This window comes from Methylobacterium nodulans ORS 2060 (assembly GCF_000022085.1).
In the GTDB taxonomy this organism is placed as follows: domain Bacteria; phylum Pseudomonadota; class Alphaproteobacteria; order Rhizobiales; family Beijerinckiaceae; genus Methylobacterium; species Methylobacterium nodulans.
This window is the reverse complement of sequence record NC_011892.1, coordinates 89,196-103,357: the sequence shown is the minus strand read 5'-3', so window position 1 is coordinate 103,357 and position 14,162 is coordinate 89,196. Positions and strand designations below refer to the sequence as shown.

Genomic DNA, 14,162 nt, shown 5'->3' with positions numbered 1-14,162 from the left:
TCACCCCGCTTGGGCCAGCAGCACTCGATCGGCGGCAGCATCGCCAACCGTGCGGCGGTCAGCATCTCTGCTCCTCCAGTGATAACGGCAAAGTGCCAGCTGGGCGACCAATGCTCGCCAGCTGGGCGGCAGTGCTCAAGCCAACCGAGTGTGCCGATTTCTGATCAGCCCGGTCCCAGCTCACAACCGTGTCTTATGCTCGCCAAGCTTACACCCACATTGGGCGCGCGCACTGCGGGCAGCGCATCACTCAGACATTGGGCGCGCGCACTGCGGGCAGCGCATCACTCAGGTTCTTATAGACGCCAACTATCGTTAGCTATCAAAAAAGAATTAGCCTGAGATACGGTTTCGGGCCACTGTGCCTATTCGAGTGCGTGATGCGGCGCAACGGGAAGCGTAACTGGTTCTATCGCTTCCGGAGAGGCAATCCTCAACTCAGTCCGTTTTACGGCTCTGAGCGGAAGCGGATGAAGGCGCCACAGCACGACAGCCCCTTGAGCAAAGGCGAGAGAGTCCCGCCAAGCGTCTCAAGGACATCTCGGCACACAACAACACATGGGCTCAAAATCTGACAATAGAGAGCAAAAGAGCAAAACGACAGAACTAGTACGGACGCAATCATAGCCATATTTGAGGATATTTGAAGATAATATATTAGAAAAAGTGTAATAGCTAACATCTAACGCGCTGGTGCAACTAACGCGCTGGTGCCTGGTGCAAGACGGTATCAAATAAAAAAACACCGCATGGATACTTGAGATACTTGAAACCCAAGAATCGAAGCAGGAGGAAACAGTATCATGCTATCCCTAAGGAGCAGCGCAAAACCCCCGAGCCAGCCACCCGGCTCGGCTGAGTTGATCGACCTTCACGACCCGGACAAGCCTAATATCACGAAGAAGGCTCGCAACGTCATCACGCTGGCGGCCACTCTCGGCTACCTCTTCGACGCTTACGCAATCAACATCTACGGCATGACCCTCGGGCTCATCGCTGTAGAATTCGGCGTCGATGTGAAGACAATGGGAGCAATCGGATCGATCTTCATCGTCGGATACATGCTGGGCAGTTGCGTGTTCGGCATGCTGGGCGATCGCTTCGGTAGAAAAGTAACGCTTGGCTTTTCGATTTTCGCCTATGGCAGCGTCACTGCGCTAACCGGGCTTGCCGTCACCCCTGTCCAGTTTGCGATCGGCCGCTTCCTCACCGGGCTCGGCGGCGGGGGAGAACTGACGGTCGGCGTCCCCTATGTCGTGGAATCATGGGATAGCAAGAAGCGTGGCTTAGGTGCAGGCCTCATGTTCGCGGGCTATGCCCTTGGGGTGGTGTACGCAGCGATTGTTTCTGCACTCATTCTCGAGTGGCTTGGCTGGCGCGCAATGTACTTCCTCGCGATCTTGCCTGCGATCCTTATTCTGTTCGTTCGGATGCAGTTGGAGGAAAGCCCGAGCTACACAGCAACGATAGAGCGCTTGAAGAAGGCGAAGCTAAAGCGGGCCTCTTTCTTTACATCACTTAAAACTAGCCCGAGGCTGCGGCGCAACGTGATGTGGGGAGCCCTGATCTACACCTCTCTCGCAGGAATCTACTATGCTGAGACGGTGTTTGCAGTGCCGTTCATGGTCTCGACCCTGAAAATGAGCACCACGGTCGCCGTTGCCACGCTCGGCCTGTTCAATCTCTCGATGTTTGGTTTTTCTATCTTTTGCGGCCACCTCTCTGATTACATCGGCCGCAAGCGAGCTGGCGCTATCACATTGCTTGTTCTAGCCGGCTCTCTGTGGGTGATGTTCTCGACAACCTCGATTCCGCTGTTCGTCATCTGTGGAGTCTTGGCGTTTGGTGGCATTGGAGGTTCTTGGGCCATCGGCATGGTGCATGTGGCGGAACTCTTCCCAACGGAGATCCGCGGGTCTGGCTACGGCTGGTCAGTGGCGCTCGGTCGGTTTCCGTCCATTTTTGCTCCGATTGCGATCGGCTGGCTCGCCAGCTTGACGCCGGGCGGCATGGGCGACGCCATGAAGTACTCTTGTGTCGTTCTGCTGTTCGCCTTGGCCGCGTATCTGCTCGGGCCTGAGACGCTCGACCAAACCGAGGTTGATCACGTCCTCAAGAACGAGGACGACCAGGTGCTCGAACTCCATGAGGCGGGATCTCACTGACGTTGGACTTGTGCGCCCTTCTCCTCCGGGGCTGCCCACTCGAAAGCCGGGCCTTTTGGGCCCGGCATTTTTCCCGGTGAGTGTGGCATCCGGCCAGGTTTAGCTCAGACTGAATAAAGGGAATCGGGCCGGCGGTGAGCGCGCACGCACGTGCTCCGCTCGTTGGCTCTCATCAACGCTGAGGAGTAAAGTCAATGGCGAAACCTATCGTGGACATGCGGAGCCGGCCCTCCTTCCTGCATCCCTTCTTCGGAGCCACACCTGACACGCCCGAATACGGCGTCGTGCGCTGGCTCAACCGCCGGGTAGGAACTAAGGAAATCGACCACTTCGCCCGGGGTCAAAGCGTCGAGGGCTTTGTTGGGGAGATGGATGCGGCTGGCATCACTGCCGCCGTGATGGTCGCCCGCAGCGTTCCCGGGGTTCGGATCAGCAACGACGATCTCGCCGCGGTCGCGCGCCATAACCCGAAGCGCCTGATCGGCATCGCTTCGGTCGACCCAACCGACCTCGGTCGCGAGAAAGCTGTGGCGGAAGCACGTCGCGCCGTGTCAGAGCTCGGCATGAAGGGCATTAACCTCGATGCCGGTTTCTACGGGAGTCCAATGCGCGCGGATGACGAGCGCCTGATGCCGCTCTACGAGCTGTGCCAGGAGCTCGGTGTGCCAGTCTTCGTGATGTCAGGGCCGACCACCCCAGACCTGCGTCTCAATGATCCGTTCGCGGTGGACCGGATTGCTAAGACTTTCCCAAAGTTACCTATCATCTGCTCACATGGGTTTTACCCGCACATCGACGCCATTATCACAGTTGCTTTCCGCAACGAAAACGTCTACGTCTCGCCTGACATGTACACTTTCTCGCCGGGCGGACGGCTCTACATTGAAGCTGCCAACGGCTTCATGAAAGACCAGTTCCTGTTCGGGAGTTCCTTCCCGTTCCGCCCCATGAAGCAGGGAGTCGACGACTTCATGGCACTCGGCCTCTCGCCGGATGCTCTTGATGCAGCCCTTTGGCGGAACGCGAACCGGGTCCTCGGCCTCGGATTGGGCGCCTGAACAGACGCTCCGCGGAGCAGCCCTGCGCAAGAAATGTGACGAACCCCCGAATGGCTAGGGAGGGATGAGGATGGTCCCGGAAAATTGGCCCGTTGCAACTGCACACGATCCACGGCGGCTGGAGGAGGCACGCCATCAGGTGCACAGCCTTGTCCAATGGCTCGCTCGGATTGAGCGGAGCTATGGTTCGCAGGGCAACGGCGCCATGCCAACGCTAGAATGGCATAATGCTCGTAACGCGATCACAACTCACCCTCTCGGGCGGGATCTTGACCTTGAGTTACGTTTGCCAGAACTGGTCTTACAGTTCCGAGAAGGCGGCGAAGCGGTGAGCCATCCGCTTCATGTTGAGGAGCATTCACCAGCACATGTCGAAGCATGGCTCCTCGTTGAGCTGCTTCATCGCGGGATGGATCGCGAGCGGTTCTCAAAGGCGCTGCCGTACGATGTCTCTGGTTTGATGTCCGGAGACGCAGTCGAATTCTCACCAGAGGCGTACGAGAACGAATTGCGCGTGCTCACGGCGTGGTTCTCGAACGCGGCCTCGGTGATTGCACGAACAATCGACAAGTCGCAACCGGAGCAGAAGCAAACTGTCACGGTACGTCCTGACGATCTGAGCCTTGAGGCGGGCGCGAGTGGAGATCGCATTCTCGGCTTTAGGACCGGCAGGGCAGAGTTGCCGGAGCCGTTCTTTTACATCCGGCGCGGCCAAGGTGGTTCGGCCGCTGGTGCGGGGGAATCGGTCCTTCCGGTCTCGCAAATCCCGGCCCACGGCGGCGAGGATCGCGTGGCGCAGTTTCTGAAGGAGGCCTGACGCATAGAAGTCACTGCTAATCAGTGGCTGATCCCGCCCCTCTTTCGAACGCGAGGTAACCGGTCGCGATGATTCCTGCGCCACAGTCGCGGGCTGTCGGATAAGCAAAGACGCGGGTTCCTATTGGGCGGGAGCCAAGGGCCGCCACCGACGCGATGCTGGGACTGGGCGATGCTGCGGCGGTGTTATTACGTGAGAAGTTAGAGCAGCCGTGTCGCTTGCATTGGGGAGCACGACGTGTCGCGCGTACAGCGCTTCGAACATCCCGGACGGGGCCGCGAGCGGGCCAGGCCCGTGCCGAAGGGGCGCCAGGTCGACCCGCGCGCCAAGGCGGAGATCGCCGCCCTGCTCGGCGAGGCGCCGCGCCGCCGCGACCTCCTGATCGAGCACCTTCACCTCATCCAGGACACCTATGGCCAGATCAGCGCTCCCCATCTCGCGGCGCTCGCCGACGAGATGGGGCTCGCCTTCGCGGAGGTGTTCGAGACCGCCACCTTCTATGCCCATTTCGACGTGGTGAAGGAGGGCGAGGCGGCGGTTCCGGCCCTGACGGTGCGCGTCTGCGACAGTCTCACCTGCGCGATGCACGGGGCCGAGGCGCTGCTCGCCACCCTGCAGGCCGAGATCGGCGGGCCGGTGCGCGTCGTGCGCGCGCCCTGCGTCGGCCTCTGCGATCACGCCCCGGCGGCGGAGGTCGGCCACAACTTCCTGCCCCGGGCCACGCCCGAGCGCGTGAAGGCGGCGGTCGCGGCCGGCGACACCCACCCGCACATCCCCGACTACGTGGACTACGACGCCTACCGGGCGGCGGGCGGCTACCGCACCCTGGAGCGCCTGCGCGCCGGCGAGCTGACGGTCGAGGCGGTGCTCGCCATCCTCGACGATGGGGCGCTGAAGGGGCTCGGCGGGGCGGGCTTCCCGACCGGGCGCAAATGGCGCTCGGTGCGCGGCGAGCCGGGGCCGCGGCTGATGGCGGTCAACGGCGACGAGGGCGAGCCCGGCACCTTCAAGGACCAGCTCTACCTCAACACCGATCCGCACCGCTTCCTCGAAGGCACGCTGATCGGCGCCCATGTGGTCGAGGCCGCGGAGATCTACCTCTACATCCGCGACGAGTACCCGATCGCCCGCGCGATCCTGGCCCGCGAGCTCGCCAAGCTCCCGCCGGGCGGCCCGCGCATCCACCTGCGCCGCGGGGCCGGGGCCTATATCTGCGGCGAGGAATCCTCGATGATCGAGAGCCTCGAGGGCAAGCGCGGGCTGCCGCGCCACAAGCCGCCTTTCCCGTTCCAGGTCGGCCTGTTCGGGCGCCCGACGCTGATCAACAACGTCGAGACCCTCTACTGGGTGCGCGACCTGATCGAGAAGGGGGCCGCCTGGTGGAAGAGCCACGGCCGCAACGGCCGCACCGGGCTGCGCTCCTACTCGGTCTCGGGCCGGGTGGCCGCGCCCGGCGTGAAGCTCGCGCCGGCCGGCCTCACCATCCGCGAGCTCATCGACGAGTTCTGCGGCGGCATGGCCGCGGGCCACCGCTTCGCGGCCTACCTGCCGGGGGGCGCCTCGGGCGGCATCCTGCCGGCCGCCATGGACGACATCCCGCTCGATTTCGGCACGCTCGAGAAATACGGCTGCTTCATCGGCTCGGCCGCGGTGGTGGTGCTCTCGGACCAGGACGATCTGCGGGGCGCCGCCCTCAACCTGATGCGGTTCTTCGAGGACGAATCCTGCGGCCAATGCACGCCCTGCCGGGTCGGCACCCGCAAGGCGCGCCGGCTGATGGAGCAGGGGGTCTGGGACACCGACCTCCTCGGCGAGCTCTCGCAATGCATGCGCGACGCCTCGATCTGCGGCTTGGGGCAGGCGGCCGCGAATCCCGTCACCAGCCTCATCAAATATTTCCCGGACCTCTTCCCGACCCCGCGGCCCGTGGCGGCCGAGTAGGGATTGCGGGTTCGGCAGCGGAAGCGACACCATGAGCAGCGGCACCCAGAACAGCAATCCGGCCGGCAGCGACCCGCTCGTGACCGGCCCGTCCGCCCCGCAGGATGCCGGCGGCTCAGGGGGCCGGCCGCAGGCGGGCGGCGCCTCTTCGCAGGGCACCAAGGCCGGCGGCCAGGCCGGGCCGGCGCCCAGCGGCACCCTGTCCCTGCGCGAGATGCCGGCGGGCATCCCGGGCGTGGTGTTCGAACTCGACGGGGAGCCGGTCGAGGCGCGCCCCGGCGAGACGCTGTGGGCCGTGGCCCAGCGCCTCGGCAATCCCATCCCGCATCTCTGCCACAAGCCCGCGCCGGGCTACCGGCCGGACGGCAATTGCCGCGCCTGCATGGTGGAGATCGAGGGCGAGCGCGTGCTCGCCGCCTCCTGCAAGCGCGTGCCGGCCGTCGGCATGAAGGTGAAGACCCAGAGCGACCGGGCCGTGAAGGCCCGCGCCATGGTGATGGAGCTCCTCGTCGCCGACCAGCCGGAGCGCGCGACCTCGCACGACCCGGACTCGCATTTCTGGGCCCAGGCCGATGGCGTCGGGGTGACGCAGAGCCGCTTCCCGTCCGAGGCGCGCTGGCAGCCGGATGCGAGCCATCCGGCCATGCGGGTGAACCTCGATGCCTGCATCCAGTGCAACCTCTGCGTCCGCGCCTGCCGCGAGGTCCAGGTCAACGACGTGATCGGCATGGCCTACCGCAATGCCGACGCCAAGGTGGTGTTCGACTTCGACGACCCGATGGGCCAGTCGACCTGCGTGGCCTGCGGCGAGTGCGTCCAGGCCTGCCCGACCGGCGCGCTGATGCCGGCCGCCTACCTCAACGAGGCGCAGGAGCGCGTGGTCTATCCGGACCGCGCGGTCGATTCGCTCTGCCCCTATTGCGGCGTCGGCTGCCAGGTCTCCTACAAGGTCAAGGACGACCGCATCGTCTACGCCGAGGGCATTGACGGCCCGGCCAACCACAACCGGCTCTGCGTCAAGGGGCGCTTCGGCTTCGACTACGTCCACCATCCCCACCGGCTGACGAGGCCGCTGATCCGCCTCGACAACGTCCCGAAGGACGCCAACGACCAGGTCGATCCGGCCAATCCCTGGACGCATTTCCGCGAGGCGACCTGGGAGGAGGCGCTGGAGCGCGCGGCGGGCGGCCTGCGGCGGATCCGCGAGGCGCACGGGCGCCACGCGCTCGCCGGCTTCGGCTCGGCCAAGGGCTCGAACGAGGAAGCCTACCTGTTCCAGAAGCTGGTCCGGCTCGGCTTCGGCAGCAACAACGTCGACCACTGCACCCGGCTCTGCCACGCCTCCTCGGTGGCGGCGCTGATGGAGGGGCTGAACTCGGGCGCCGTCTCGGCCCCGTTCTCGGCCGCCCTCGACGCGGAGGTGATCGTCATCATCGGGGCGAACCCGACCGTGAACCACCCGGTCGCCGCCACCTTCATCAAGAATGCCGTGAAGGAGCGGGGCGCCAAGCTCATCATCATGGATCCGCGCCGGCAGGTGCTGTCGCGCCATGCCCATCGCCACCTCGCCTTCAAGCCCGGCACCGACGTGGCGATGCTGAACGCGATGCTGAACGTGATCGTGGCGGAGGGGCTCACCGACCAGCAGTACATCGCCGGCTACACCGAGAACTTCGACGCGCTGAAGGAGCGCATCCGCGAATTCACGCCCGAGCGGATGGCCCCCGTCTGCGGCATCCCGGCCGAGACCCTGCGCGAGGTGGCGCGGCTCTACGCCCGCTCGCGGGCCTCGATCATCTTCTGGGGCATGGGGGTGAGCCAGCATGTGCACGGCACGGACAATTCCCGCTGCCTGATCGCGCTGGCGCTCACCACCGGCCAGATCGGCCGGCCCGGCACCGGCCTGCACCCGCTGCGCGGCCAGAACAACGTCCAGGGCGCCTCCGACGCCGGCCTGATCCCGATGGTCTATCCCGACTACCAGTCGGTCGAGAAGAAGGCGGTGCGGGAGCTGTTCGAGACCTTCTGGGGCCAGTCCCTCGATCCCCAGCAGGGCCTGACCGTGGTCGAGATCATGAAGGCGATCCATGCCGGTGAGATCCGCGGCCTGTATGTCGAGGGCGAGAATCCGGCGATGTCGGATCCCGACCTCAACCACGCCCGCGGCGCCCTGGCGCGGCTCGACCACCTCGTGGTGCAGGATCTGTTCCTGACCGAGACCGCCTTCCACGCCGACGTGGTGCTGCCGGCCTCGGCCTTCGCCGAGAAGGCCGGCACCTTCACCAATACCGACCGGCGGGTGCAGATGGCCCGCCCGGTGGTGCCCCCGCCGGGCGAGGCGCGCCAGGACTGGTGGATCATCCAGGAGCTGGCGCGCCGCATGGGCCTGGCCTGGGACTATCGCGGCCCGGCCGACGTCTTTGCCGAGATGACGCGGGTGATGCCGTCGCTCAAGAACATCACCTGGGAGCGGCTGGAGCGCGAGGGGGCGGTGACCTACCCGGTCGATGCCCCGGACGAGCCCGGGAACGAGATCATCTTCTACGCCGGCTTCCCGACCGAGAGCGGGCGGGCCAAGATCGTGCCGGCCGCGATCGTGCCGCCGGACGAGGTGCCCGACAGCGAGTTCCCGATGGTGCTCTCGACGGGCCGCGTGCTGGAGCATTGGCACACGGGCTCGATGACGCGGCGCGCGGGCGTGCTCGACGCGCTCGAGCCCGAGGCGGTGGCCTTCCTGGCCCCGCGCGAACTCGGCCGCTTGGGGGTGGGTCCGGGCGACCGGATCCGGCTGGAGACCCGGCGCGGCGCGGTGGAGGTGACGGTGCGCTCCGACCGGGACGTGCCGGAGGGCATGGTGTTCATGCCGTTCTGCTACGCGGAGGCGGCCGCGAATCTGCTCACCAACCCGGCGCTCGACCCGCTGGGCAAGATCCCGGAATTCAAGTTCTGCGCCACCCGGGTGGTGCCGCTCGCCGCCTCCTCAATCGCCGCGGAGTAACCGGAGAAATTGAAACACTCCGCGGACCGACAGTCCTCGGAGTGCCATCTGGACACCTCCAAAAACCTCCCAACTGGTGGTCGCGAAACTCGCTAGTGCACTGACTCAAACAGATGGTGCAGCATTGCGGTTGACGGCGTCGAAGATGGCCGCGGCCGGCTTGGTCCAGACGAAAGGCTTCGGCCTGTCGTTGTGCTCGGCGATGGAGCGGTTGATCGCCGCCTGGAGATCCACGATCCCGCTGAAGCTGCCACGCCTGAGCCGTCGCTGGGTGAGAGCCGAGAAGAAGCCCTCAACAGCATTATCCACGAGCCAGAGGTCGGGAAGAAGTGGAAGGTCCAACGCGGATGCCGCGCCAGCCAAGCGCGCACTTTCGGGTGCTTGTGGGTAGCATAGTTGTCCAGGATCACGTGGATCAGCTTCGCCTCCTGGCACCGCCGCCTCGATGGTGTTGAGGAAGCGCAGGAACTCGTCATGGCGATGCCGCTGCATACAGCGGCCGATCACGGTGCCCTCCAGGACGTTGAGGGCTGCAAACAGCGTGGTCGTGCCGTGCCGGTGATCGTCGTGGGTCTGGGTCTCGGGCCGACCCGGCTTCACAGCTCGGCTGGGGCGGGTGCGTTCCAGCGCCTGGATCTGGGACGTCTCGTCCAGCGAGAGCACGACCGCATGGCGCGGCGGGTCCATGTCCAGGCCGACAATGTCCTCCACCTTCTCGGCGAAGGCGGGATCGGAGGAGCGCTTGAAGCTGCGCACCCGGTGCGGCTGCAGGCGATGCGCGTCCCAGATGCGCTGGACGGAGCGCAGTGAGATCCCGACCGTGTCAGCGACGGCGCGGCCGGTCCAGTGGGTGACCGCGCCGGGCGGTTCGGAGCAGGTCAGCGCCAGAACCTCGGCGACCGTGTCGGTGGAGTGGGGCGGCTTGCCGGGCGGGCGGGTCTTGTCGCGCAAGAGGCCGTCTACGCCCTCCTCGGCGTAGCGTTGCTGCCAGCGCCAGACGGCGGGTCGGCTGACGCCCGCCCGCTGGGCAACCTCCAGGACAGCCAAGCGCTCGGCCGAGAGCAGGATGATGTGGGCGCACTGGAGGTGCTTGAGGGGACGAGCGCGGTCATTGACGATGGCCGACAGGCGCGCCAGATCGGCGTCACTCGGGATCACACAGACGGTCTGAGCCATGCCTTCAGACTCGCACGGCTCACGGCCGAGGTGAATCCTCTGAATGCGTCAGTGCACTAGGTCGTTGACCTGGTTGGACGAGTGTTGGAAACCGAGGAGGTTATTAGAGGTGTGCATCTCCATACGTGGTGAGATGCCGGACTCCGCTGCAACGTGGTTCCCCACCCAGCCGCACCGGATGCGGCCCTACGCGACATCGGCCGCTTGAAAAGGCGCTACGGATGTCAATCCGGTCACAACCTGACGCGCGTCCCTGGCCACATTCTATCACAGCCAAACTATTTCATCACTTGGTGGTTTGCTACGGGCAGTTGCTAAGTCGCACTCCGGCGAGGCCAGAAACGGCGCCCCGATCGACGGAGCGTGGGCATCCCGCTGACCCCGGAAACAAGGCTCCAATCCAATATTCATGAGGATCGTTTCCAGACCACCTCGCTTGTTAAGGTCTTTCATGGCGCTGACTAGCAGATTAGCCAGAGGAGTCATGACCTCATCCTCGGCCCAGAGCAAGCCGACCTCCCGGCTCACCACGGGATCAATAAGCTGAAGCGCTTTCGTTCCGCGGTGCAGACCTGGCATAAGGGTAAAATGTTCTGGTATAATCGTGCACAATCCGCCGAATTGTACCTGAAACATCAGGTGCATAATGGACCCTGATTCGGCTCGGACCATTGGGTGACAGCCTACACTTGCAAACACTCCGTCGATAAAGTGGCGCTCGTGCAAATTTGGTCGCAGCAGCGCGAGTGGCATCTTGGCCGCCTCATGCCATGAAATACTGGTCTGATCAGCAAACTCCGCCACATCTGGCACTAAAAGGCTGAGCTTCTCGGTGCAAATCTTCAACGTCTTATAGCGACCAACTTCGTCATCATCGAGATAAGTGAAAGCCACATCGAGAAGTAATTTGCTCAACCCCGTTCTAATAACTTCATTGTTGATGCAATGCACATCCGTGATTATCTCTGGATGCTCCGCGCGAACGAGCTGGAGCAGAACAGGCAAGACTGGCGACATCGAGGGTGTCACCCCCACTCGTAGGCGACTAGGAGAGTTGCCATGCTTGGCCGCAATCTCGGCGCGCATCCCCTCGCAAAGGGTTACCACCTTGCGAGCCCATTTGATGATCAACTCGCCGTCTGGCGTCAGTCCGTGAAGCCGGTGGCCTCTCCCTCGCACAAAAATCTGCACGCCAAGTTCCGATTCCAGGTGCTTGATGGCGACCGAGAGGGTCGGCTGAGTGACATGGCAGCGATCGGCAGCTCGCCCGAAATGCTCTTCGTCGGCCACCGCGAGCAGATATTCGAATTGACGCAAAAACATCACCAGCCCCGTTCTGCATGTAACATGGAAGCACCAGGTCGTGATACCCGGGCTGGTCAACAGCAAGGGTGTACGTAAACCTCGGGAAGGCCAGCTCGGTCCGTAAAGATGCTCAACGTTCCAGGCGAACCTTGACCTCACCAACGCTACAGTATGGCTTATTCGGTTGGGCATAGATAATTCAGAGTATTTATTGAACGATAGCCAAAATATGCCTAGCTTCGAGCGCCGGTGGCACGCTGACTGCCTCTTCGGCCGCGATAAACACGTGCTGAGCTTTGTACGTGCACCGCACCCTTTTTCGAGCGGACAGGCAGCATAGCTCGATATGGCATAGGCATCGGCCTATGGATACGACTATGGCTTCCGATCCGAACGGCCCCGCCGGTCCTGCGTCGGGGTGCTCACGTTCTTCCAGCGCCGTCAATGCTGGAGCACGGCTGAGAAGGTGCGCTTGGTCGAACAGACGATGCAGCCCGGGTCCTCAGTATCGCTGGTTGCTCGGCAGACCGGGATCTCGCCCAACCACCTGTTCCGCTGAAAACGCCGCATGATCGAGGGTGGGCACGAGTCGGTGGCGGCCGACAAGGACGCAGTCCGTGCCAGCCGCGTCCGGAGCTTGAGCGGCGCGCGTGACCTGGAGCGCCTGCTCGGCCGCAAGACGATGGAAGTCGAAGTGCTTAAGGAGGCACTCGATGCCGCCCGGGTAAAAAAAACCAGCGTTGTTGCTGCCGTCCTGGAGCGCTCCAATGGGCGCTTCCCGATGAAGGCCGTCGCTGACACGCTCGGGGTTGCTCGCTCCAGCCTGATCGAGCGTGTGCGCAGGCCGGCCCAGCCACGCAGTCCCTGCCGCAAGCCGGAGGACGCGGCGCTCCTGCCCACCATCCGCCAGCTCGTGGTCGAGTGCCTGAGCTACGGCTATCGCTGGATCACTGCACTCCTGAACCGGGTGCCGCGCGCCCGGGGCGCGGCCGTGAACGCCACGCGGGTGCTGCGCATCTTGCGGGCGAACGCGGTCACGCTCACACCCCATACTGCCCTTCGTCCCGGCCGGGTGCACGATGAAGCCGTGTAGCGCATGCCTCATTGCTGCCGCGGAGGCTGTTGAGCAGTACGAAATCACGCGCTACGGCACGCTGATCGCTTCGGCCAAGCAGCTTGGACAGAGCAAAGCGGAGTGCCTTCTCAATGAAACGCTCTCCGAGAAGGAGAACACGGACGGAGTGCTATCGGATCTCGGAGGCGGTCGTTAACCTGCCAGCAGACTTAGCCGTCTCGGTGGGGGATCTCGTTGGCGTCTCCAATTACTTGGAGCGCTGTGGCCAGGATTCTGGCGTCAGGCGCCATCATTGCGCTGGCGTCCGAGCACGGCCGTTACGGCTATTCCTGCGTAACCGCCATGCTGCAAACGGAGAGATGCCTGAATGCCTAAAAAGCCTTTTCGCTTCGCTCCCAAAGCGCATGTCCCTTATCCCACATGCACCAACACCAGCACGAACAGCGCGATGAAAGCCGTCTCCGCTACCATCAGGGCCATCGCACGATGGCCAACTTGAGCGAGTGCGGCGAGCGAGGTCTTGGCGCCGAGCGCCGCAATCGCGATTACTATGCACCACCGAGACAGATCGCTGAGAGTGGATTGAACGATCGGCGGAATAAAGTGGAAGCTATTGAGTATCACAATTACGATAAATGCAACAAGAAAACTCGGTACGAGCGCTGGAGGTTTTGCAGCCGGCCCAGCTCCAGCCTGAATCCGACTGGTGAGTATCGATATGGAAAGAACAGCTGGAACAAGAAGAGCAACACGAAGAAGTTTAATTATCGTGGCTATGTCCCCAGTTTCAGGTGAGACACTGTAACCAGCGCCAACTACTTGCGCCACATCGTGGATAGTTCCGCCGAGAAACACGCCTGCATCGGCATGCGAAAAGTGAAACATTCGGCTGACTACTGGATAGACGACCATAGCGATAGTACTCAACGTCGTAACAGCGATAATGGTGAAGACAGTATCGCGTTCATGCATTTCATGCCGCGGCAGCACGGCAGCAATAGCTGCCGCTGCAGACGCGCCGCAGATCGCCACCGCACCTGCGGTGAGAACGCCGAATTGAGTCTTGAGGCCAAGCAGCCTGGCGGCCGCCATGCCAAACCCGATTGTGAGCGCAACAGCCGCCGCTACGCCGACAAGCGTCGACCAGCCAAGACCCAATACTTGCTCGGCTGTGATCCGAGCGCCCAGGGCAGCCACACCAATTCGCAAGATTGTGCGTGCTGAGAAGACTACGCCGGGCGCGAGTCGAGACTCGGTCGAGATGAAGTTAAACGCCATTCCCAGGAGCAACGCGAAGAGAACGGTCGGTCCACCATAGGCACCCGATACAAAGGTCGCAGCCATGCCTATTGTGACGCTAAAAAGGACCCCCGGAAAGTACTCCGTGGTCTTGCTCAGCACGTTCAGGTTCTTAAGCCAACTTGAGGCGGAATGAGGCGCAAGACTGAACATTGAAAGTCTCTTTCGATCGATATAGAAGTTTCAGAAATCCCTCAGACATGTGGCGTTTTCGTCGTTATAAATCTCGTATCAGCTTATCTGACCTTGGTGGAGATGTTGAGGTCAATCGACTGAAGTGAGATGCCAAGAGACCTATGAAATCCTCGCCGCCGACCTGATGAGCGTC

9 protein-coding genes and 1 pseudogene are annotated in these 14,162 nt (G+C 63.1%); 7 read left to right on the top strand and 3 right to left on the bottom strand.

Going from position 1 to position 14,162, the window contains the following annotated elements:
- Positions 1 to 860: 860 nt before the first annotated feature.
- From MNOD_RS36795 to fdhF, 5 genes are all read left to right on the top strand, one after another.
- Positions 861 to 2,165 (top strand): MFS transporter, encoded by a 1,305-nt coding sequence (locus MNOD_RS36795; protein ID WP_244424862.1) that lies wholly within the window; start codon positions 861 to 863, stop codon positions 2,163 to 2,165.
- Between the two features lie 194 nt (positions 2,166 to 2,359).
- Entirely contained in the window at positions 2,360 to 3,223 is an 864-nt protein-coding gene (locus MNOD_RS36790; RefSeq protein WP_015934043.1) for an amidohydrolase family protein, read from the top strand.
- 70 nt (positions 3,224 to 3,293) lie between these two features.
- Positions 3,294 to 4,040, top strand: a complete 747-nt coding sequence (locus tag MNOD_RS44740; protein WP_015934042.1) for a hypothetical protein — start codon at positions 3,294 to 3,296, stop codon at positions 4,038 to 4,040.
- A gap of 237 nt (positions 4,041 to 4,277) precedes the next feature.
- Positions 4,278 to 5,981, top strand: coding sequence for an NAD(P)H-dependent oxidoreductase subunit E (locus tag MNOD_RS36780; RefSeq protein WP_015934041.1), 1,704 nt, complete (start codon positions 4,278 to 4,280; stop codon positions 5,979 to 5,981).
- Positions 5,982 to 6,195: 214 nt separating this feature from the next.
- The gene (gene fdhF / locus MNOD_RS36775) at positions 6,196 to 8,979 is read left to right on the top strand and encodes a formate dehydrogenase subunit alpha (RefSeq protein WP_425277529.1); all 2,784 of its coding nucleotides are present in this window, start codon (positions 6,196 to 6,198) and stop codon (positions 8,977 to 8,979) included.
- 105 nt (positions 8,980 to 9,084) lie between these two features.
- On the opposite strand, the gene MNOD_RS36770 is transcribed toward fdhF, so the two are convergent.
- Together MNOD_RS36770 and MNOD_RS36765 are read right to left on the bottom strand one after the other, a co-directional pair.
- Positions 9,085 to 10,155, bottom strand: a complete 1,071-nt coding sequence (locus tag MNOD_RS36770) for an IS630-like element ISMno19 family transposase (RefSeq protein WP_015934039.1) — start codon at positions 10,153 to 10,155, stop codon at positions 9,085 to 9,087.
- Between the two features lie 267 nt (positions 10,156 to 10,422).
- Complete coding sequence (locus tag MNOD_RS36765) at positions 10,423 to 11,478, bottom strand: LysR family transcriptional regulator (protein WP_015934038.1); 1,056 nt, start codon at positions 11,476 to 11,478, stop codon at positions 10,423 to 10,425.
- A gap of 347 nt (positions 11,479 to 11,825) precedes the next feature.
- Here MNOD_RS36765 and MNOD_RS42110 point away from each other — a divergent pair.
- Both MNOD_RS42110 and MNOD_RS44730 read left to right on the top strand, forming a co-directional pair.
- A pseudogene (locus tag MNOD_RS42110) lies at positions 11,826 to 12,550 on the top strand (transposase); the annotation flags it as partial.
- Entirely contained in the window at positions 12,540 to 12,731 is a 192-nt protein-coding gene (locus tag MNOD_RS44730; protein WP_083786716.1) for a DUF892 family protein, read from the top strand. The pseudogene MNOD_RS42110 and the gene MNOD_RS44730, both read left to right, overlap by 11 nt.
- Before the next feature lie 215 nt (positions 12,732 to 12,946).
- On the opposite strand, the gene MNOD_RS36755 is transcribed toward MNOD_RS44730, so the two are convergent.
- A complete protein-coding gene (locus tag MNOD_RS36755; protein WP_015934037.1) occupies positions 12,947 to 13,987 on the bottom strand; it encodes a YeiH family protein in 1,041 nt (346 codons plus the stop codon).
- Positions 13,988 to 14,162 lie beyond the last annotated feature (175 nt).

Bases quoted from the DNA above. Each gene is read 5' to 3' on its own strand.
- MNOD_RS36790 (WP_015934043.1), top strand. From the start codon at position 2,360: ATGGCGAAACCTATCGTGGACATGCGGAGCCGGCCCTCCTTCCTGCAT.
- MNOD_RS44740 (WP_015934042.1), top strand. From the start codon at position 3,294: ATGGTCCCGGAAAATTGGCCCGTTGCAACTGCACACGATCCACGGCGG.
- fdhF (WP_425277529.1), top strand. From the start codon at position 6,196: ATGCCGGCGGGCATCCCGGGCGTGGTGTTCGAACTCGACGGGGAGCCG.
- MNOD_RS36770 (WP_015934039.1), bottom strand. From the start codon at position 10,155: ATGGCTCAGACCGTCTGTGTGATCCCGAGTGACGCCGATCTGGCGCGC.
- MNOD_RS36765 (WP_015934038.1), bottom strand. From the start codon at position 11,478: ATGTTTTTGCGTCAATTCGAATATCTGCTCGCGGTGGCCGACGAAGAG.
- MNOD_RS44730 (WP_083786716.1), top strand. From the start codon at position 12,540: ATGAAGCCGTGTAGCGCATGCCTCATTGCTGCCGCGGAGGCTGTTGAG.
- MNOD_RS36755 (WP_015934037.1), bottom strand. From the start codon at position 13,987: ATGTTCAGTCTTGCGCCTCATTCCGCCTCAAGTTGGCTTAAGAACCTG.